This is a genomic window from Burkholderia sp. 572 (assembly GCF_040545135.1).
In the GTDB taxonomy this organism is placed as follows: Bacteria; Pseudomonadota; Gammaproteobacteria; order Burkholderiales; family Burkholderiaceae; genus Burkholderia; species Burkholderia cepacia.
The window spans coordinates 1-18,084 of sequence record NZ_JBEPLH010000036.1 but is presented as its reverse complement, the minus strand read 5'-3'; the positions used below and the strand labels follow the sequence as shown (position 1 = coordinate 18,084).

Annotated in this window: 17 protein-coding genes and 1 pseudogene; 8 read left to right on the top strand and 10 right to left on the bottom strand. The window is 69.1% G+C overall.

Features of this window, described 5'->3' with window-relative positions:
- The first annotated feature begins 119 nt into the window (after positions 1 to 119).
- Positions 120 to 629: a flavin reductase family protein gene (locus ABIC51_RS37995; RefSeq protein ID WP_021162543.1), complete on the top strand. Its 510-nt coding sequence runs from the start codon at positions 120 to 122 to the stop codon at positions 627 to 629.
- Here the strand turns inward: ABIC51_RS37995 and ABIC51_RS37990 are convergent.
- Positions 616 to 1,116, bottom strand: a complete 501-nt coding sequence (locus ABIC51_RS37990; protein WP_006477992.1) for an Lrp/AsnC family transcriptional regulator — start codon at positions 1,114 to 1,116, stop codon at positions 616 to 618. The two genes, ABIC51_RS37995 and ABIC51_RS37990, sit on opposite strands and share 14 nt — an antisense overlap.
- A gap of 130 nt (positions 1,117 to 1,246) precedes the next feature.
- Between ABIC51_RS37990 and kynB the strand changes: the two genes are divergently transcribed.
- The 3 genes from kynB (at position 1,247) to kynA (ending at position 4,191) form a co-directional block, all read left to right on the top strand.
- Positions 1,247 to 1,888, top strand: coding sequence for an arylformamidase (kynB, locus tag ABIC51_RS37985; RefSeq protein ID WP_175863518.1), 642 nt, complete (start codon positions 1,247 to 1,249; stop codon positions 1,886 to 1,888).
- Positions 1,889 to 1,912: 24 nt separating this feature from the next.
- A complete protein-coding gene (gene kynU / locus ABIC51_RS37980) occupies positions 1,913 to 3,166 on the top strand; it encodes a kynureninase (protein ID WP_059688543.1) in 1,254 nt (417 codons plus the stop codon).
- A gap of 89 nt (positions 3,167 to 3,255) precedes the next feature.
- Positions 3,256 to 4,191: a tryptophan 2,3-dioxygenase gene (gene kynA, locus ABIC51_RS37975; protein WP_060312468.1), complete on the top strand. Its 936-nt coding sequence runs from the start codon at positions 3,256 to 3,258 to the stop codon at positions 4,189 to 4,191.
- 18 nt (positions 4,192 to 4,209) lie between these two features.
- Here the strand turns inward: kynA and ABIC51_RS37970 are convergent.
- A pseudogene (locus ABIC51_RS37970) lies at positions 4,210 to 4,821 on the bottom strand (MFS transporter); the annotation flags it as partial.
- Positions 4,822 to 4,982: 161 nt separating this feature from the next.
- Between ABIC51_RS37970 and dalD the strand changes: the two are divergent.
- The 3 genes from dalD to ABIC51_RS37955 all read left to right on the top strand — a co-directional run bounded on the left by dalD (position 4,983) and on the right by ABIC51_RS37955 (position 9,042).
- Positions 4,983 to 6,407, top strand: a complete 1,425-nt coding sequence (dalD, locus tag ABIC51_RS37965) for a D-arabinitol 4-dehydrogenase (protein WP_354007007.1) — start codon at positions 4,983 to 4,985, stop codon at positions 6,405 to 6,407.
- Between the two features lie 83 nt (positions 6,408 to 6,490).
- The gene (xylB, locus tag ABIC51_RS37960; RefSeq protein WP_060171844.1) at positions 6,491 to 7,972 is read left to right on the top strand and encodes a xylulokinase; all 1,482 of its coding nucleotides are present in this window, start codon (positions 6,491 to 6,493) and stop codon (positions 7,970 to 7,972) included.
- Positions 7,973 to 8,094: 122 nt separating this feature from the next.
- On the top strand, positions 8,095 to 9,042 hold the full coding sequence (locus ABIC51_RS37955; RefSeq protein WP_059688549.1) for a sugar-binding transcriptional regulator: 948 nt from the start codon (positions 8,095 to 8,097) through the stop codon (positions 9,040 to 9,042).
- 75 nt (positions 9,043 to 9,117) lie between these two features.
- Here ABIC51_RS37955 and ABIC51_RS37950 read toward each other — a convergent pair whose 3' ends face one another.
- The 3 genes from ABIC51_RS37950 to ABIC51_RS37940 form a co-directional block, all read right to left on the bottom strand.
- The gene (locus tag ABIC51_RS37950; protein WP_175852486.1) at positions 9,118 to 9,333 is read right to left on the bottom strand and encodes a helix-turn-helix domain-containing protein; all 216 of its coding nucleotides are present in this window, start codon (positions 9,331 to 9,333) and stop codon (positions 9,118 to 9,120) included.
- A gap of 72 nt (positions 9,334 to 9,405) precedes the next feature.
- A complete protein-coding gene (locus ABIC51_RS37945) occupies positions 9,406 to 10,617 on the bottom strand; it encodes an MFS transporter (protein ID WP_175863521.1) in 1,212 nt (403 codons plus the stop codon).
- Complete coding sequence (locus ABIC51_RS37940) at positions 10,614 to 11,810, bottom strand: serine hydrolase domain-containing protein (protein ID WP_226230865.1); 1,197 nt, start codon at positions 11,808 to 11,810, stop codon at positions 10,614 to 10,616. The genes ABIC51_RS37945 and ABIC51_RS37940 overlap by 4 nt, the downstream gene beginning before the upstream one ends.
- Positions 11,811 to 11,924: 114 nt before the next feature.
- Here ABIC51_RS37940 and ABIC51_RS37935 point away from each other — a divergent pair, with 114 nt between their 5' ends.
- Entirely contained in the window at positions 11,925 to 12,809 is an 885-nt protein-coding gene (locus ABIC51_RS37935) for a LysR family transcriptional regulator (RefSeq protein WP_021159534.1), read from the top strand.
- 13 nt (positions 12,810 to 12,822) lie between these two features.
- Here the strand turns inward: ABIC51_RS37935 and ABIC51_RS37930 are convergent, their stop codons facing one another.
- The 5 genes from ABIC51_RS37930 to ABIC51_RS37910 form a co-directional block, all read right to left on the bottom strand.
- Complete coding sequence (locus ABIC51_RS37930) at positions 12,823 to 13,932, bottom strand: ABC transporter ATP-binding protein (RefSeq protein ID WP_059554412.1); 1,110 nt, start codon at positions 13,930 to 13,932, stop codon at positions 12,823 to 12,825.
- Positions 13,933 to 14,001: 69 nt separating this feature from the next.
- Positions 14,002 to 14,685, bottom strand: coding sequence for an HAD family hydrolase (locus ABIC51_RS37925; protein WP_060195123.1), 684 nt, complete (start codon positions 14,683 to 14,685; stop codon positions 14,002 to 14,004).
- On the bottom strand, positions 14,682 to 15,533 hold the full coding sequence (locus tag ABIC51_RS37920; protein ID WP_027789251.1) for a carbohydrate ABC transporter permease: 852 nt from the start codon (positions 15,531 to 15,533) through the stop codon (positions 14,682 to 14,684). The genes ABIC51_RS37925 and ABIC51_RS37920 overlap by 4 nt, the downstream gene beginning before the upstream one ends.
- Positions 15,530 to 16,483 (bottom strand): carbohydrate ABC transporter permease, encoded by a 954-nt coding sequence (locus tag ABIC51_RS37915; protein ID WP_021159530.1) that lies wholly within the window; start codon positions 16,481 to 16,483, stop codon positions 15,530 to 15,532. The genes ABIC51_RS37920 and ABIC51_RS37915 overlap by 4 nt, the downstream gene beginning before the upstream one ends.
- Before the next feature lie 114 nt (positions 16,484 to 16,597).
- On the bottom strand, positions 16,598 to 17,923 hold the full coding sequence (locus ABIC51_RS37910) for an ABC transporter substrate-binding protein (protein WP_175861873.1): 1,326 nt from the start codon (positions 17,921 to 17,923) through the stop codon (positions 16,598 to 16,600).
- Positions 17,924 to 18,084: the final 161 nt, after the last annotated feature.

Sequence of the window (18,084 nt, the reverse complement as noted above, 5' to 3'; positions counted from 1 at the left end):
CGCTAAAATCGGGCCATGCGCACCCCTTCCCCATCGACCGCCTTGTCGCCTTTCGTCCGCCGTGCCCGCCCCGCTCGCGTCGCGCCGCGCCCGCCCGTCTCGTTCCGGATGGCTGCCCGATGAGCCAGGCCAATCCCCCGGATTTCGACTCGGCCGCTTTCCGGCAAGCGCTCGGCCAGTTCGCAACGGGCGTGACGGTGATCACGACGCGCGCGCCGTCCGGACAGCTGATCGGCATCACCGCCAGCTCGTTCAACTCGGTATCGCTCGATCCGCCGCTCGTGCTGTGGAGCCTCGCGCACAAATCGGCGTCGACGCCCGTGTTCCGCGGCAACAGCCACTATGTGGTGAACGTACTTGCGGCCTCGCAGCTCGACCTGTGCAAGCGCTTCTCGACCTACAAGGGCGACCGCTTCGAAGGAATCGCGCATGCGGCCGGCAACTCCGGGATGCCCGTGCTCGACGGCGCGCTCGCATGGTTCGAATGCCACAACCGCAGCCGCTATGACGAAGGCGACCACGTGATCTTCGTCGGCGAGGTCGAACGCTGCGGCGTGCGCGCCGCATCGGACACGACGCCGCCGCTCGTGTTCCACGGCGGCGGCTTCCACGGCCTTACACCGCTTTGATCGCTCCCGTGCGCGCCAGCCCGACCGGCGCGCCGGCTTCGTCCTTCAGCGTCTGCAGCACGATGTTCGAACGGATGTCCATGACGCCCGGCGCCTTGTAGAGCCGGTTCAGCACGAAATCCGAGTAGTGCTTGAGGTTGTGCGCGAGCACGCGCAGCAGATAGTGGCTCTCGCCCGTCACGACGAACGCGCCGACCACCTCCGGCCATTCGCGCAGCGCTTCCGCGAAGCGCTCGTGCCATTGATTTTCTTCGTTGCGCATCGATACCTGCACGAACGCCTCGAGCTCGAAGCCGAGCTTCTCGCGGCTCAGGCACGCGCGATAGTGCTCGATCACACCCTGCTCCTCGAGCAGGCGCATGCGGCGCAGGCAGGCGGATGGCGAAAGCGAAATGCGTTCCGCCAGGTCGAGATTGCTGATTCTGCCCTCTTCCTGCAGTACCGCCAGAATCCGGCAGTCGGTGGCATCGAGCGTGATCGCGTGCATTTTTGGTCCCCGTTTTCCCTCTGAGTCGAATTATCTGCCAATCCGGCGGTTTGTCCATGTTTATTTCGCAAGCACTTTCTGCGAGCGTCCACCTATCATTCGAAGCATCGACTCACCGAATCGTCATGCCATGGACACCCTCTGGGACATCTCGCCGCCTGTCAGCCCCGCCACCCCCGTGTGGCCGGGCGATACGCCGGTTTCCGTCGAACGCGTGTGGCGGATGGAGGCCGGCTCGCCGGTCAACGTCGCACGCCTGACGCTGTCGCCGCACACGGGCGCGCACTGCGACGCGCCGCTGCATTACGACGCCGACGGCGCGCCGATCGGCGCCGTGCCGCTCGACACCTATCTCGGCCCGTGCCGCGTGATCCATTGCATCGGCGCATCGCCGGTCGTGCAGCCGGCCGATGTCGCGGCCGCGCTCGACGGCGTGCCGCCGCGCGTGCTGCTGCGCACGTATGCACGTGCCAGCATCGAACGGTGGGACAGCGACTTCTGCGCGGTCGCGCCCGAGACCATCGACCTGCTCGCCGCGCACGGCGTGAAGCTGATCGGCATCGATACGCCGTCGCTCGACCCGCAGGAATCGAAGACGATGGATGCGCATCACCGCGTGCGCGCGCACCGGATGGCGATCCTCGAAGGCATCGTGCTCGACGACGTGCCGCCCGGCGACTACGAACTGATCGCACTGCCGCTGAAATTCGCGACGCTCGACGCGAGCCCCGTGCGCGCGGTGCTGCGCGCGCTGCCCGCGCGTGCCTCCTGATTACCCCGACTGACGACTCAAATCATGATCAAGACCCGTGAAGACGCACTCGCGCTCGACCGCGACGATCCGCTCGCCCCGCTGCGCGACCAGTTCTCCCTGCCCGACGGCGTGATCTATCTCGACGGCAACTCGCTCGGCGCGCAGCCGCGCGCATCGGCCGCCCGCGCGCAGCAGGTGATCGGCGCCGAATGGGGCGAAGGCCTGATCCGCAGCTGGAACACGGCCGGCTGGTTCGCGTTGCCGCGCCGTCTCGGCGACAAGCTCGCGACGCTGATCGGCGGCGCGCCGGGCGAAACGGTCGTCACCGACACCATCTCGATCAACCTGTTCAAGCTGCTGTCGGCGATGCTGCGCCACCAGGCCGAGCGCGCGCCCGAGCGCCGCGTGATCGTGTCGGAGCGCTCGAACTTCCCGACCGACCTGTATATCGCGCAGGGGCTGATCGAGCAGCTCGGCGGCAACTATGAACTGCGCCTGATCGACGATCCGGCCGACCTGCCGGCCGCGCTCGGCGCGGACACGGCCGTCGCGATGATCACGCACGTGAATTACCGCACCGGCTACATGCACGACATGCCGGCCGTCACGCAGCTCGTGCACGACGCGGGCGCGCTGATGCTGTGGGACCTCGCGCACTCGGCCGGCGCGGTGCCGGTCGACCTGAACGGCGCGCGCGCCGACGGCGCGGTCGGCTGCACGTACAAGTACCTGAACGGCGGCCCGGGTTCGCCCGCATTCGTGTGGGTGCCGCAGCGTCATCACGCACACTTCTCGCAGCCGCTGTCCGGCTGGTGGGGCCACCGCGCACCGTTCGCGATGCAGCCGGGCTTCGCGCCCGATCCGGGCATCGCGCGCTTCCTGTGCGGCACGCAGCCGATCGTGTCGATGTCGATGGTCGAATGCGGGCTCGACGTGTTCCTGCAAACCGACATGCAGGCGATCCGCCGCAAATCGCTCGCGCTGACCGATGCCTTCATCGCGCTCGTCGAAGCACGCTGCGCGGGCCTGTCGCTGAAGCTCGTCACGCCGCGCGCGCATCACCAGCGCGGCTCGCAGGCGAGCTTCGAGCATCCGCACGGCTACGAGGTGATGCAGGCGCTGATCGCGCGCGGCGTGATCGGCGACTACCGAGAGCCGTACGTGCTGCGCTTCGGCTTCACGCCGCTCTATGTGCGCTTCGTCGACGTGTGGGATGCCGTCGAGACGCTGCGCGACATCCTCGCCACCGACGCCTGGAAGGCGCCCGAGTTCGCCGAACGCGGCGCGGTGACCTGACCGGCCTTGCCCGGCGCGCACCACGGTCACGCGGATTGCGCGCCGCGCCCCGTCATTCAAATCTGGAGATAGTCGTGAATTCTGGTCATATGCAGCCGCCCGGCGGCGACGCGCCGGCGGGCTGCCCGTTCTCGGGCGCACGCGCCGCCCATTCGGCACAAGCGGCACACGAAGCGCCGCACGTGCCGGGCGATGCCTCGGGCGAAGCCGGCTGGCACAACGCACAGCTCGATTTCTCGAAGTCGATGAGCTACGGCGACTACCTGTCGCTGAATTCGATCCTCGACGCGCAGCATCCGCTGTCGCCCGATCACAACGAGATGCTGTTCATCATCCAGCATCAGACGAGCGAGCTGTGGATGAAGCTCGCGCTGTTCGAGCTGCGCGGCGCGCTCGACGCGGTGCGCACCGACGCGCTGCCGCCCGCGTTCAAGATGCTCGCGCGCGTGTCGCGGATCCTCGAGCAACTGGTGCAGGCGTGGAACGTGCTGTCGACGATGACGCCGTCCGAGTATTCGGCAATGCGGCCGTATCTCGGGCAGTCGTCGGGCTTCCAGTCGTATCAGTATCGCCAGCTCGAATTCCTGCTCGGCAACAAGAACGTGCAGATGCTGCAGCCGCATGCGCACCGGCCCGACATCCTCGAACAGGTGCGCGCGACGCTCGAGGCGCCGTCGTTCTACGACGAGGTCGTCCGCCTGCTCGCGCGGCGCGGTTTCCCGATCGCGCAAGCGCGGCTCGAGCGCGACTGGACGCAGCCGACGCAGCACGACGAAACGGTCGAAGCCGCGTGGCTCGAGGTGTACCGTCACCCGCAGCAGCACTGGGAGCTCTACGAGATGGCCGAGGAACTGGTCGATCTCGAGGATGCATTCCGCCAGTGGCGCTTCCGCCACGTGACGACCGTCGAACGCATCATCGGCTTCAAGCAGGGCACGGGCGGCACCAGCGGTGCGCCGTACCTGCGCAAGATGCTCGACGTCGTGCTGTTCCCCGAGCTCTGGCACGTGCGCACCACGCTGTAACGCACCACTCGCCCGCCGTCACGACGACGTGCGGGCCAGTTCCTCCCCTTCGCGCGGCTGCGCTGCCGCACGTGACAGCCGCGGGATATGCCGCCGCACGACGAGCAGCGCGACGCAGACGATGCGCATCGCGATCGCCAGCATCGTCAGATAGGCCGTGGCGCCGCCCGTGGTGATCACGATCGCGCCCGCGAACGCACTGAGGATCGCGCCGAGCCGGCCGAACGCGAGCGCTTCCGGTACCCGTCGCGCGCACGGCGGTCGGGTAGATGTACGCACAGAGCGCATACATCGTCGACTGCACCGCGTTGACGAACAGCCCGTGCAGCCCGAGCCCGACGATCAGCCAGCCCGTGTGGCGGCTTGCATCGACCCCCATCAGCCACACCGCACTCGCCGCGCCGCCGATGCTGCACAGCACGAGCGGCCAGCGCGACCCGGCATGCGCGATCGTCCACGCGCACAGCAGCGCGCCGATCACGCCGCCGAGGTTGTACGCGGTGAGCCCGTCCCCGCAACCGACACGCTCAGCCCGCTCGCGGCCAGCATCGTCGGCAGCCAGCTGAACGCCGCATACACGGCGAGCAGGCACATGAAGAACGCGCACCACTGCGCGATCGTGTCGCGCGCCTTTCCGCCCGCTCATTCCGCCCGCCGCCGCAGCGCACCATCGAAATGCCGTTTCCCCGCCTTGACTTTCGTTCGCCCGAATACGATCATTCGTTCACACAAAGAGCAAATGATCGTATTCGTATTCGGCAGGAAAATCTGGCACGAACAGGAGACACCGGATGAGCGCATCGCCCTCCGCCCGCACGCCCGTGCTGCTGCACATCGGCGCGGGCTCGTTTCACCGCGCGCACCAGGCATGGTATCTGCATCGCGTGAACGCGGCCGTGCCGCCCGACGAGCGCTGGTCGCTGACCGTCGGCAACATCCGCGACGACATGCGCGCGACGATGGACGCGCTCGCCGCGCAGCACGGCGAATACACGCTCGAAACCGTCACGCCGCAAGGCGAGCGCGCCTACGAGACGATCCGCGCGATCACGCGCGTACTGCCCTGGTCGATCGATCTCGCCGCGCTGATCGACGCCGGCGCCGATCCGGCCTGCCGGATCGTGTCGTTCACCGTCACCGAAGGCGGCTACTACCTCGACGAACACAACCGGCTCGACGTCGCGAACGCGGATCTCGCGGCCGACCTGCAGGGTGCGCGTACAACGCTGTACGGCGCGCTCGCGGCGCTGCTCGCCGAACGCGTGAAGCGCGGCGCGGGCCCGCTCACGCTGCAGAGCTGCGACAACCTGCGCAACAACGGTGCGCGCTTTCGCGCGGGGATGCGCGAATTCCTCGAGCGGCGCGGGCAGGCCGACCTGCTCGCGTGGTTCGATGCGAACGTCGCGACGCCGAGCGCGATGGTCGACCGCATCACGCCGCGCCCGACCGCCGACGTGCGCGAGCGCGTGCTGGCCGCCACCGGCATCGACGACGCATGCCCGGTGATGGGCGAATCGTTCATCCAGTGGGTGATCGAGGACCGCTTCGCGGCCGGCCGACCGCGCTGGGAGCTGGCCGGCGCCGAGCTCGTCGACGACGTGCACCCGTACGAGGAAGCGAAGATCCGCATCCTCAACGCGACGCACAGCTGCATCGCGTGGGCCGGCACGCTCGCGGGCCACACGTATATCCACGAAGGCACGCACGACGCGGCGATCCGGCGCTTCGCGCACGACTACGTGACGCAGGACGTGATCCCGTGCCTGACGCCGAGCCCGCTCGATCTCGCGCGCTACCGCGACGTCGTGCTCGAACGCTTCGGCAACCCGTACGTACTCGACACGAACCAGCGCGTCGCGGCCGACGGCTTCTCGAAGATCCCCGGCTTCATCGCACCGACGCTCGTCGAATCGTTCGCACGCAGCGCGGCGCCGGTCGCCACAGCCGTGCTGCCCGCGCTGTTCCTGCGTTTTCTCGAACGCTGGGCGCGCGGCACCTTGCCGTATGCGTACCAGGACGGCGTGATGGACGAAAGCGCCGCGCGTGCGATCGTCGGGGCCGGCCATCCGGGGGCCGGCCATCCGGAGGCCGACGACCAGGTCGCCGCGCTGTGCGCAAGCCGCGCGCTGTGGGGTTCGCTCGCCGGCAACCCGGCGCTGGTCGAGGCGTTGCGCGCCGGGCTCGCGCGGGTCGATGCATGGCTCGCGGCGCGCTGACGCGCATTGGGGCGAACCTGCCTTGGCACGTGCACGGCCGCGCGGCTAAAGTAGCGAGTCCCCACTGACGGAACGGATCGCTCATGTATCTCGGCATCGACCTCGGCACTTCGGAAGTGAAGGTGCTGCTGCTCGCCCCGGACGGCACGGTCGTCGGCACCGCCGGCTCGCCGTTCACCGTGTCGCGGCCGCATCCGCGCTGGGCCGAACAGCATCCGGACGACTGGTGGCAAGGCACGCTCGCCGCGCTCGCTGCGCTGCGCGAACGGCATCCGCAAGCGTTCGCGGCCGTGCGCGGCATCGGCCTGTCGGGCCAGATGCACGGCGCCGTGCTGCTCGGCCGCGACGACCGCGTGCTGCGCCCCGCGATCCTGTGGAACGACATGCGCAGCGCCGACGAGTGCGCGCTGCTCACCGAACGCGCGCCCGATCTCCACGCCCTCGCCGGCAATCTCGCGATGCCGGGCTTCACAGCGCCGAAGCTGCTGTGGGTCGCGAAGCACGAGCCCGATGTGTTCGCGGCGACTGCCTGCGTGCTGATGCCGAAGGATTACCTGCGGTTCCGGCTCACCGGCGCGAAGGTGTCCGACCCGTCGGACGCAGCCGGCACGCTGTGGCTCGACGTCGCACGCCGCGACTGGTCCGATGCACTGCTCGCCGCATGCGGAATGACGCGTGACCAGATGCCGCGCATCGTCGAAGGCAATGCGCCGTCCGGCACGCTGCGCGCGGACATCGCGCGCGAACTCGGGCTGTCGGAGGCGGTCGTGGTAGCCGGCGGCGGCGGCGACAACGCAACGAGCGCGCTCGGCATCGGTGCGATCCACGCAGGCGACGGCTTCGTGTCGCTCGGCACGTCCGGCGTGCTGAGCGTGGTCGGCGATCGCTTCATGCCGAACCCCGCATCGGCCGTGCATGCGTTCTGCCATGCGATTCCCGATCGCTGGCAATTGATGAGCGTCGTGCTGTCGGCCGCGAGCTGCCTGCGCTGGGTCTGCAAGCTGACCGGCACCGACGAGCCCGCCCTGCTCGCCGAAGTCGAGGCGCTCGACGCCGACGCGCTCGCGACGGCCCCGCTGTTCCTGCCCTACCTGTCCGGCGAGCGCACGCCGCACAACGATCCGTACGCACAAGGCGTGTTCTTCGGGATGACTCATGCGACCGAACGCGCGCATCTCGGCTACGCGGTGCTCGAAGGCGTGACGCTCGGCCTCGCCGACGGTCTCGACGCGCTGCATGCGGCCGGCGTCGAAACCGCCCAGCTGTCGCTGATCGGCGGCGGCGCGCGCAGCGCGTACTGGGCACAACTGATCGCCGATGCGCTGAACGTGCGCACGCGCCAGCACGGCGGCGGCGAAACGGGTGCGGCGCTTGGCGCGGCGCGGCTCGGCTGGCTGGCTGTCGGCGGCGATCCGCATGCGGTGCTGGCCAAGCCGCCGGTGCGGGCCGAATACGCGCCGGATGCCGCCCGCCATGCGCTGCTGCGCGAACGCCTCGATGCGTTTCGTTCGCTGTACCGCCACGTGCGGCCGCTGTACGAACCGTCGCGCGCGCGGCTCGCGTAAGCGCCGCCTGTCACGCGCGCCGGCCGTCGGCCGCATGCGCGACATGCGGTACAGTGGATGCCGTCATGCGGCCCGCCGGCCGGTCCGCGGGCGGCCCCCCAGCTCCGAACCGAATCGCTATCGTGTCCAAGTCCTCAGAAAAACTCGATCTCGCCACGCGTGCCGCGTGGCTCTACTACGTCGCGGGCGACACGCAGAACGAGATCGCGGAAAAGCTGCAGGTGTCGCGCCCGGTCGCACAACGCCTCGTCGCGTTCGCGGTCGAGAAGAACCTGATCCGCGTGCGCGTCGACCACCAGCTCGCCGACTGCCTCGATCTCGGCGCGCAGCTGTCGAAGCGCTACGGCCTCGCGATGTGCGAAGTCGTGCCTGTCGATGCCGATGCGCCCGACGCGATCGACCGCAAGCTGGCCGTCGCCGGTGCGCAGGTGATGGAGCGCTACCTGAACGAAACGCGGCCGATGGTGATCGCGGTCAGCAGCGGCCGGACGCTGAAGGCCGCGGTCGCACAGATCGCGCAGATCGACCGACCGCAGCACCGCCTCGTGTCGATGGTCGGCGCGATCGCGGCCGACGGTTCGTCGAACCGCTACGACGTCGCGCAGTACATCTCCGAGAAAACCGGCAGCAAGCACTTCCTGCTGCCCGCGCCGCTGTTCGCCGACAGCGCCGCCGAGCGCGCGCAGTGGTGCAATCACCGGCTGTACCGGATCGTCGAGGCGCTGTCGGGCCAGGCCGACGTCGCGTTCGTCGGGATCGGCAACATCGGCCCGCACTGCCCGCTCTACGAAGACGGCTTCATCACCGAACAGGAGCGCGACGAGATGACCGCGCTCGGCGCGGTGGCCGAACTGCTCGGCGTGCCGATCGACGCGCAAGGCAAGCTGATCGATGTGTCGACCGGCACGCGCGTGACGAGCGTGTCGCTCGCCACGCCGCCGAAGCGCCCGACGATCGCGTTCGCGGGCGGCCCGAAGAAACGCGATGCGGTGATCGCCGCATTGCGCGGCGGCTGGATGTCGGGGCTCGTCACCGACGAGACGTGCGCGAGGGCGGCACTGGACGCGTAGCCGGCGTGCCGGCTTCCCGTCACCGCATGCGGTCGCCGCACGGCGGATCGCCGACGCGTCCGGACAACCCGGGCGTCACTGCAGAAACCCGAGCATCGTGGCCTTCATGACGGCCTCCGCCTTGTTGGCCGCACGAAGCTTGCGCATCACGTTCATCAGGTGAAACTTCGCAGTCCGGCCATAGATGGACAGAATCAATCCGATATCGGCATACGTCTTGCCTGCCGCAGTCCATTTCAGCACCTCCTTCTCGCGCGCCGTCAGCGTCTGGCACACCTCCGGCATCGCCATGGCAACGACGAGGCGCGCGCCAGGACGGCGCCGGGCATGCGGGCAATCTGAATCGCGCCCGCACCTGCAAACTCACGCGGCGCGCGGCGCCGGAAACGCATGCCGGCGAGCCCGCCATGCGCCGACCCACGCGGCCGCCAGCAGCGCGACGAGCACCCACGGAATCGCGCCCGCCCCCGTTGCGCCGAGCAGCATCCCGCCCGCGATACCGCCACCCGCGATCGCGAGGTTCCACACCGTCACGAGCATCGACTGCGCGACATCCGCCGCCTCTCCCGCGGCGTTCGCGGTGGCCGTCTGGAACAGCGTCGGCGCGCCGCCGAACGCGAGCCCCCACAGCGCGACACCCGCATAGACGATCGCCATGCCGGAACCGGCGCCGAGCATCGCCGCCGCGATGGCGAACAACGCGATGCTGGCGAGCGTCAGCCGCCGTTGCGCGGCGCCGATCCACGCGCCCGTCAGCGCGATGCCGACCAGCGACGCGATACCGAACACGAGCAGCACCGCATCGACCTGCGCGCCCATCCGCACGCCCGCGAGAAACGGCGCGACGTACGTATACAGCATGTTGTGCGCCAGCACGTACGCGAACATCACGGTCAGCACCGGCCGCACGCCGGGCAGCGTCATCACGCCGAGCACCGGCTCGCGCGCGCCGGCCGGCTGCCCCGGATAATCGGGCAGACGCCAACGGATCCAGCCGATCAGCACGAGCGCCGCGAGCGTGATACCCGCGAACGCGACGCGCCACCCGAGCGCCGCGCCGAGTGCGGTGCCGGCCGGAATGCCGATCGACATCGCGACCGGCGCGCCGAGCATCGCGACCGCGATCGCCCGGCCACGCAACGAGGCATCGACCATCCGGCTCGCGTAGCCGGCGAGCAGCGCCCACAGCAGCCCGGCCGCCATCCCCGCGACGAAGCGCGCGGCGAGCGTCAGCGCGTAGTACGGCGACACGGCCGTCAGCGCATTCGACACGACGAAGCCGGCCAGCGCCGCGAGCAGCAGCGTGCGCCGGCGCATCGCGCGCGTCGCGGCGACGAGCGGAATCGCCGCGACGATCGAGCCGAGCGCATACACGGTCACGAGCTGGCCGATCAGCGCCTCGGGCACGCGCAGGTCGGTGCTCATCAGCGGCAGCAGGCCGGCCGGCAACGCCTCGGTGAGAATCGTGATGAACGCGGCCGTCGCGAGCGCCAGCAGGTTCGCAACCGGCAGGCGCGCGCCGGCCTGCACCGGCTGAACGGCCAGCTCGTCATCGATCGTCGTGCAGTCGCTCATGCCGCGCTCCCGGTTTCGACGCCGTAGACCGCATCGCGCACCGCGGTCACGATCCGCCCGTCGAGGCCCTCGTACAGCGTGTTGGTCAGCGCGACGGCCGTCAGCCCCGCCGCGCGGTCGACGAACCACGTGTGCCCGTACGCGCCGCCCCCGCGCCAGGTGCCGACCGACTCCGGCGACTGCGCGGCCACCGGATCGCGCAGCACCGAGAACCCGAGCCCGAAGCCGAAACCGGGCGCATCCCGCAGTTCGCCCGCACCCGGCTGGACGCGCGCCATCTCGTCGACCCATGCGGGTTCGAGCCAGCCGTCGCGGCCCGTGCGCAGCGCATCGAGCAGCGTCACGCAATCGCGTGCGGTGCCGACCATCCCCGCGCCGCCCGACGGCCACGCATCGGCATCGAACACGCGCGCCGGCTCGAAGCGGATGCCGATCGTGCCGTCGAACACCGGCACGAGATCGACGTCCGCCATCCGGCGCGGAGCGCCCGGCGTGCTCACGTAAGGCGTCGCGAAGCGTGCGGCGTCGTGCGCGACGAACGCGGTGTCGATCATCCCGAGCGGTGTCGTGACGAGCGCGGCAACCGCGTCGGCGAGCGGCCGCCCGTCGACTGCCTCGATCAGCGCGCCGACCACGTCCATCGAGAGCGAATAGCCCCACGACGTACCCGGCGCGAACTGCAGCGGCACGCTGGCGATGCGCCGCAGGTTCTCGGCGAGCGAGAGACCCGAGCGGTCCATTCCGTCGGACACGCCGGCGCGTGCATACGGGCCGTCGCCGTCCGCTTCGAGGAAGCGGTAGCCGAGGCCGGCCGTATGCGACAGCAGATGACGCAACGTGATGACGGCAGGCGTGCCGTCGGCCAACGTCGGGCGGAATCCGGGCAACGAGCGGGCAACCGGTTCGTCGAGCGCGATGCGCCCCGCCGCGACCAGCCGCATCGCGGCGGCCGCCACGACCGGCTTCGTGACCGACGACAGGCGGAACAGCGCATCGTCCCGCATCGGCGTGCCGGCTTCCCGATCGGCAAGGCCGACGGCGCGCGCATAACGCAGCTCGCCGTCCTGCGCGACCAGCACGACCGCGCCGACCATGCGCGCGTCGGCGAGCGCGCGATCCAGCGCGTCGTCGAGCCGGTGGCGCAGCGCGGCGTCCGGTTCCACGCGCAAGGCGGTGACAGGCAGGGATGACATGACGTGACCTCTCGACAATGAACGAGCGCTCATCGTAGGGAGCCGACGCAAGAAGAAAAACCGGGGTAGAGTTCCGGACAATCCGGACGCTGACGTCCGCAATCGGGAACTCGCATGGAAAACCTCGGCGGCTTCGTCGTGTTCGTTCAGGTCGCGGAAACGCGCAGTTTCGTCGCGGCCGGACGTGCGCTCGGGCTATCGGCTTCGGCGATCGGCAAACGCATCGCGCGGCTCGAGGCGCGGCTGAAGGTGCGGCTCTTTCACCGCAGCACGCGCAGCATCACGTTGACCGCCGAAGGCACGCGCTTTCTCGAACGGTGCCGGCGCGTGATCGCCGAGCTCGACGCGGCCGAGCAGGAACTGACGCACAGCGCCGAAGCGCCACGCGGGCGCTTGCGCGTGAGCCTGCCGACGATCGGCACGCTGCTGCTGCCGGTGCTCGCCGATTTCATGGCCGCGTATCCGGAGATCGAGCTCGACATCGATTTCAGCGACCGGCTCGTCGACGTCGTCGACGAAGGGTTCGACGCGGTGCTGCGCACCGGCCAGCCCTCGGATTCCCGGCTGTCGTCGCGGCTGCTCGGCCACTTCCGCCAGCACCTCGTCGCGTCCCCCGGTTATCTCGACCGGCACGGCACGCCGCGCACGCCGGCCGATCTCGCGCAGCACCGCTGCCTGCACTACCGTTTCCCGACCAGCGGCAAGCTCGAGACCTGGCCGCTGCGCGTGCCGCGCGCGGGCACGCCGCCCGAAGTGCCGGTCGCGATGGTCAGCAACAGTGCGGAAGCGCGCCTGTGCTTCGCGCTGCGCGGGCTCGGCATCGCGTGCCTGCCCATCTTCTTCGTGCGCGAGGCGCTCGCGGACGGCACGCTGCGCGCGGTGCTCGACGAACACGTCGCGAGCTGCACGCCGGTCTACGTGCTGTGGCCGTCGGGCCGCCACCCGACGCCGAAGCTGCGCGCGTTCGTCGATTACATGGCCGCGCACCTGCCGCTGTGACCGCGGCCGGCCGTCATGCGGCCTTCGCGTGCACGCTCAGCCGGCGGAACGCCTGGCCGTGTTCGTCGAACAGGTGGCAGTGCTCGGCCTGCGCGTGCACGTGGAGCGCCTCGCCGGTGCGGTACGTGTCGAGCGGCGGAATCCGCGCGATCAGCCCGTCCGGCGCAACGGCCGACTCCGCATACAGGTACGCGGCATCGCCGAGCGATTCCACGGCCATCGTCCGCGCGGCCACGCCGGTGGCCGCCGCTTCGACCTTCAGGTGCTCGGGCCGCACGCCGACCGTCACCGCCGCGCCGCGCTGCAGCCCCGCCGCCTCGACCGCGACGCGCTGCGTCTCGCCGCTGTCGAAGCGCACGAGCACGCCGCCGGCATCAACCGAATCGACGGTCCCCGTCAGGAAGTTCATCTTCGGCGAACCGATGAAGCCCGCGACGAACTGGTTCGCCGGCGCGTGGTAAAGCTCGTTCGGCGTGCCGACCTGCTGCACCGCGCCGCCCGACAGCACGACGATCTTGTCCGCGAGCGTCATCGCCTCGACCTGGTCGTGCGTCACGTAGATCATCGTCGTCTTGAGCTCGTCGTGCAGCCGCGCGAACTCCAGCCGCATCTTCACGCGCAGCGCCGCGTCGAGGTTCGACAGCGGCTCGTCGAACAGGAACACCTTCGGCTTGCGCGTGATCGCGCGGCCGATCGCGACACGCTGCCGCTGGCCGCCCGACAGCTGCTTCGGCTTGCGGTCGAGCAGATGGTCGATGTGCAGGATCTTCGCGGCGTTCTTCACCGCCTGGTCGATCTCGGGCTTCTTCGCGCCGGCGAGCTTCAGGCCGAACGCCATGTTGTCGTACAGCGTCATGTGCGGGTACAGCGCATACGACTGGAACACCATCGCGATGCCGCGCTTCGCGCTCGGCACGTCGTTGACCTTCGCGCCGTCGATCAGCAGGTCGCCGCTCGAGATGTCCTCGAGGCCCGCGATCATCCGCATCAGCGTGGATTTTCCGCAGCCGCTCGGGCCGACGAACACGACGAATTCGCCGTCGGCGATGTCGAGGTTCACGTTGCGCAGCACTTCGGTTTCGTCGTAGCGCTTCGCGATGTTGCGCAGGAGCACGCTTGCCATGATCTGTCTCCGTTCGTTCGTGATGCGAGACGCGCCGCGTCGGACGCGGCGCGCAATCGTTCGTGGTTGCTAGTTCGGCAGCACCGCGCCGGTCGCCTGCCAGCGCGCGACGTAGCCGGGCAGTTCGTGCATGTCGTCGAATACGTGACGCGCGCCGATCCCGCGCAGCGCGTCGATCTGCGCGGCCGACGCATGCCCGCCGCCGACGAAGCCGAGCACGGTCATGCCGGCCGCGGCGGCCGCGGTGATGCCGGTCGCGCTGTCCTCGACCACGAGGCACTGGGCAGGCACGACGCCGAGCGTACGCGCGGCCGCGAGATACACGTCCGGCGCGGGCTTCGGCCGTGCGACGGCATCCGCGCAGAACAGCCGGTCGCCGAAGAAGCGCGCGAGGCCCGTGCGCGCCAGTGCGGCCTCGACGTACGTGCGGTAGCTGTTGCTCGCGCAGGCCGTCGTCAACTGAATCGCGTCCAGCGCCGCATCGATGCCGTCGACCATCGGCGCGTTGACGGCCGCCGCCTCGACCGCGCGGCGGATCGCGTCGACATCGCCGGCCGACAGCGTGCGCCCGACGGCGTCGCCCGCGCCGGCCAGCACGCGCTCGATGCGCAGCCCGAGCAACGGCATCACGGCCGGCCGCGCATCGACGCCCGGCCAGCGCGCGTCGAGCTCGCGCACGATCACGTCGGCCGCCACGGCCTCGCTGTCGATCAGTACACCGTCGCAATCGCAGATCAGGACGTTCGCGCTCATTTGACGGCTCCGAACGTGAGCCCGCGCACGAGCTGCTTCTGCGACAGCCAGCCGACGATCAGGATCGGCGCGACCGCCAGCAGGGAAGCTGCGGACAGCTTCGCCCAGAACAGCCCTTCGGGGCTCGAGTAGGACGCGATGAACACGGTGAGCGGCGCGGCGTTCGAGCTCGACAGGTTGATGCTCCAGAACGCTTCGTTCCACGACAGGATCACGAGCAGCAGCGCGGTGGAGGCGAGCCCCGGCAGCGCCATCGGCATCAGCAGGTAGACGATCTCCTGCCACGTCGACGCGCCGTCGATGCGCCCGGCTTCGAGGATGTCCTTCGGGATCTCGTTGAAGTACGTGAAGGTCATCCACACCGCGATCGGCAGGTTGATCAGCGTGTAGACGATCACGAGGCCCGACACGGTATCGAGCAGCCCCGCGTTTTTCCACAGCAGGTAGATCGGCACGAGCACGCCGACCGACGGCATCATCTTCGTCGACAGCATCCACAGCAGCACCTTCTGCGTGCGGTGGTTCGGGAAGAACGCCATCGCGTACGCGGCCGGCACCGCGAACAGCAGCGAGATCACCGTGACGCCGGCCGAGATCAGCACCGAATTCCAGGCGAACGAAAAGTAGTTGCTGCGCGCGAATACCTCGCGGAAGCTGTCGAGCGTCGGCATGAAGAACAGCGTCGACGCATACGCCTGCTGCTCGGTCTTGAACGCGGTGATCGCCATCCAGAAGATCGGGAAGAACAGCAGGAGCGCGATCAGCCACGCGAGCGTGCCGGGCAGCGCACGCCGCACGAGGTCGAACACGGCCGGCACGCGCCGGCCTTCGAAGGTCAGGTCGCTCATTTTTCGTACTCCCCCTTCAGGTTGCGCGCGAGCATCCGCACCAGGAAGAACGACACGACGTTCGCGACCACGACGGCGATGATGCCGCCCGCGGACGCGAGGCCGACGTCGAACTGCTGCAGGCCGAGCGCGTAGATCAGGTACGACAGGTTGGTCGTCGCGTCGCCGGGGCCGCCGCCGGTCGTCGTGTAGATCTCCGCGAAGATCGACAGCAGGAAGATCGTCTCCATCATCACGACCACGGCGATCGCGCGCTTCAGGTGCGGCAGCGTGATGTAGAAGAACATCGCGATCGGGCCCGCGCCGTCGATGCGCGCGGCTTCCTTCTGCTCCTGGTCGAGCGACTGGATCGCGGTGAACAGGATCAGGAACGCGAACGGCAGCCACTGCCACGCGACGATGATGATCACCGCGGTGAGCGGGTAGTCGGCGAACCAGTCGATCGGCGTCATCCCGAGCGCGCGCATCGCGTTCGCGACGAGCCCGTACACCGGATGCAGGATCATGTTCTTCCAGATCAGCGCGGACACCGTCGGCATCACGAAGAACGGCGCGATCGCGAACAGGCGCGCGACGCCCTGCCCGTAGAACTTGCGGTCGAACAGCACGGCCATCAGCACGCCGCCGACCACCGTGATCGCGAGCACCGCGCCGATCAGCACGAGCGTGTGCCAGATCGCCGGCAGGAACGACGGATCGGTCGCGAGGAAGCGATAGTTGTCGAGCCCGGCGAAACCTTTCACGTCCGGGTTCAGCAGGTTGTAGCGCGAGAACGAATACCAGATCGTCATCGCGAGCGGGATCGACATCCACAGCAGCAGCACCGCGACGGACGGCGAGACGAGCCAGCTCGCGCCGCCGCGCGCGCGGCGCGGCGCGCCGGGCGGCGACGACGCGTCGCCGACCGACGGCGCGTGAGCATGGCTCAGGGGAAGACGTAAATGACGCATGATCGGCGTTCCTCCGGTTGATGCGCGGGCGCGAACGGCCCGCCCGCCTTTCGGCTTCGCCGGCCCGCGGCATGTGCAACGGCGCACGCCGCGGGCCGCGTGACTGCCGGCGCGTTACTTCTTGTAGCCGGCCTGCCGCACCGCGCGGTCGGCGGCGGCCTGCCCGGCGGCGAGCGCCTGGTCGACCGTCATCTGGCCCGCGACCGCACCGGCGATCGACTGGCCGACCACCGTGCCGAACGACTGGAATTCAGGAATCCCGACGTACTGCACGCCCGTGTACGGCACCTTCTTCAGCGACGGATCGTTCGGGTCGGCCGTCTCGATCGCCTTCAGCACGAAGTCAGAGAACGGCGCGGCGGCCTTGTACTCGGGACGCTGATACGTCGACGTGCGCGTGCCCGGCGGCACCGACGCCCAGCCTTCGTCCTTGCCGACCATCTCGATGTACTGCTTCGACGTCGCCCATGCGATGAACTTGCGCGCGGCGTCCTGCTGCTTCGACGTCTTCGGCACGGCCAGCGCCCACGCCCACAGCCAGTGCGAGCCCTTCGGCGTGGCGGCGACCGGCGCGGCCGCGAAGCCGATCCTGTCGGCCACCTGCGACTGCTGCTTGTTGTAGAGCATCCCGGCCGCGACCGTCGCGTCGATCCACATCGCGCACTTGCCCGATGCGGTGAGCGTCAGGTTCTCGTTGAAGCCGTTCGAGCTCGCTCCCGGCGGGCCGTCCTTCTTCAGCAGGTTCACGTAGAACGTGATCGCCTTCTTCCATTCCGGCGACGTCAGCTGCGCATTCCAGTTCTCGTCGAACCAGCGCCCGCCGAACGTGTTCACCACCGTCGACACGTACGCCATGTTCTCGCCCCACCCGGCCTTGCCGCGCAGGCAGATCCCGTAGGTCCCCTTCGCCTTGTCGGTGAGCTTGTCCGCGAACTCGGCGATCTGGTCGTAGGTCGGCTGGTCGGGCATCTTCAGCCCCTTCGCCGCGAACAGGTCCTTGCGGTAGAACGTCATCGAGCTCTCGACGTAGAACGGCAGCGCGTACAGCTGGCCGTTGTACGACAGGCTGTCGCGCGCGGTCTTCACGATGTCGTTCAGGTCGTAGTCGGCGGGCAGGCCGGTGATCGGCGCGAGCCAGCCGCGCTTGCCCCACTGCGGCGTCTCGTAGGTGCCGATCGCCATCACGTCGAACTGGCCGCTGCCGGTCGTGATGTCGGTCGTCGCGCGCTGGCGCAGCACGTTTTCCTCGAGGATCACCCAGTTCAGCTTGATGTCCAGGTTCGCCTTCTCGAACGCCGGCGACAGCTTCTTCAGCTCGATCATGTCGGGATTGTTCAGCGTCGCGATCGTCAGCGTGCCGGCGGACGCGGCGCAGGCCGCCGTCGCGAGCGCGGCTCCGGCGAAGCAGCGTGCGGCGGCGTCGAGCATCTTTCGTTGCATGGCATGTCTCCTGTGTTTGTTAGGGTCTGTTTCCATATGGAACGCACATGCGTTGCCACGAGAACGGCCGCTCGCGAGGCGCGCGACGCTGCGAATACTGGACGTATTCGCAAGGAGCGCAACGCGGCGAGCGGCCGGGCTCGGGGCGACCCCAAAAGAAA

Excerpts from the sequence above, each read along its gene's own strand:
- ABIC51_RS37935 (WP_021159534.1), top strand. The coding sequence starts at position 11,925 with ATGGAAAACCTCGGCGGCTTCGTCGTGTTCGTTCAGGTCGCGGAAACG.
- ABIC51_RS37925 (WP_060195123.1), bottom strand. The coding sequence starts at position 14,685 with ATGAGCGCGAACGTCCTGATCTGCGATTGCGACGGTGTACTGATCGAC.
- ABIC51_RS37945 (WP_175863521.1), bottom strand. The coding sequence starts at position 10,617 with ATGAGCGACTGCACGACGATCGATGACGAGCTGGCCGTTCAGCCGGTG.
- ABIC51_RS37915 (WP_021159530.1), bottom strand. The coding sequence starts at position 16,483 with ATGCGTCATTTACGTCTTCCCCTGAGCCATGCTCACGCGCCGTCGGTC.
- ABIC51_RS37950 (WP_175852486.1), bottom strand. The coding sequence starts at position 9,333 with ATGGCGATGCCGGAGGTGTGCCAGACGCTGACGGCGCGCGAGAAGGAG.
- ABIC51_RS37940 (WP_226230865.1), bottom strand. The coding sequence starts at position 11,810 with ATGTCATCCCTGCCTGTCACCGCCTTGCGCGTGGAACCGGACGCCGCG.
- kynA (WP_060312468.1), top strand. The coding sequence starts at position 3,256 with ATGCAGCCGCCCGGCGGCGACGCGCCGGCGGGCTGCCCGTTCTCGGGC.
- ABIC51_RS37995 (WP_021162543.1), top strand. The coding sequence starts at position 120 with ATGAGCCAGGCCAATCCCCCGGATTTCGACTCGGCCGCTTTCCGGCAA.
- kynU (WP_059688543.1), top strand. The coding sequence starts at position 1,913 with ATGATCAAGACCCGTGAAGACGCACTCGCGCTCGACCGCGACGATCCG.
- ABIC51_RS37920 (WP_027789251.1), bottom strand. The coding sequence starts at position 15,533 with ATGAGCGACCTGACCTTCGAAGGCCGGCGCGTGCCGGCCGTGTTCGAC.
- ABIC51_RS37990 (WP_006477992.1), bottom strand. The coding sequence starts at position 1,116 with ATGCACGCGATCACGCTCGATGCCACCGACTGCCGGATTCTGGCGGTA.
- xylB (WP_060171844.1), top strand. The coding sequence starts at position 6,491 with ATGTATCTCGGCATCGACCTCGGCACTTCGGAAGTGAAGGTGCTGCTG.
- kynB (WP_175863518.1), top strand. The coding sequence starts at position 1,247 with ATGGACACCCTCTGGGACATCTCGCCGCCTGTCAGCCCCGCCACCCCC.
- ABIC51_RS37930 (WP_059554412.1), bottom strand. The coding sequence starts at position 13,932 with ATGGCAAGCGTGCTCCTGCGCAACATCGCGAAGCGCTACGACGAAACC.
- dalD (WP_354007007.1), top strand. The coding sequence starts at position 4,983 with ATGAGCGCATCGCCCTCCGCCCGCACGCCCGTGCTGCTGCACATCGGC.
- ABIC51_RS37910 (WP_175861873.1), bottom strand. The coding sequence starts at position 17,923 with ATGCAACGAAAGATGCTCGACGCCGCCGCACGCTGCTTCGCCGGAGCC.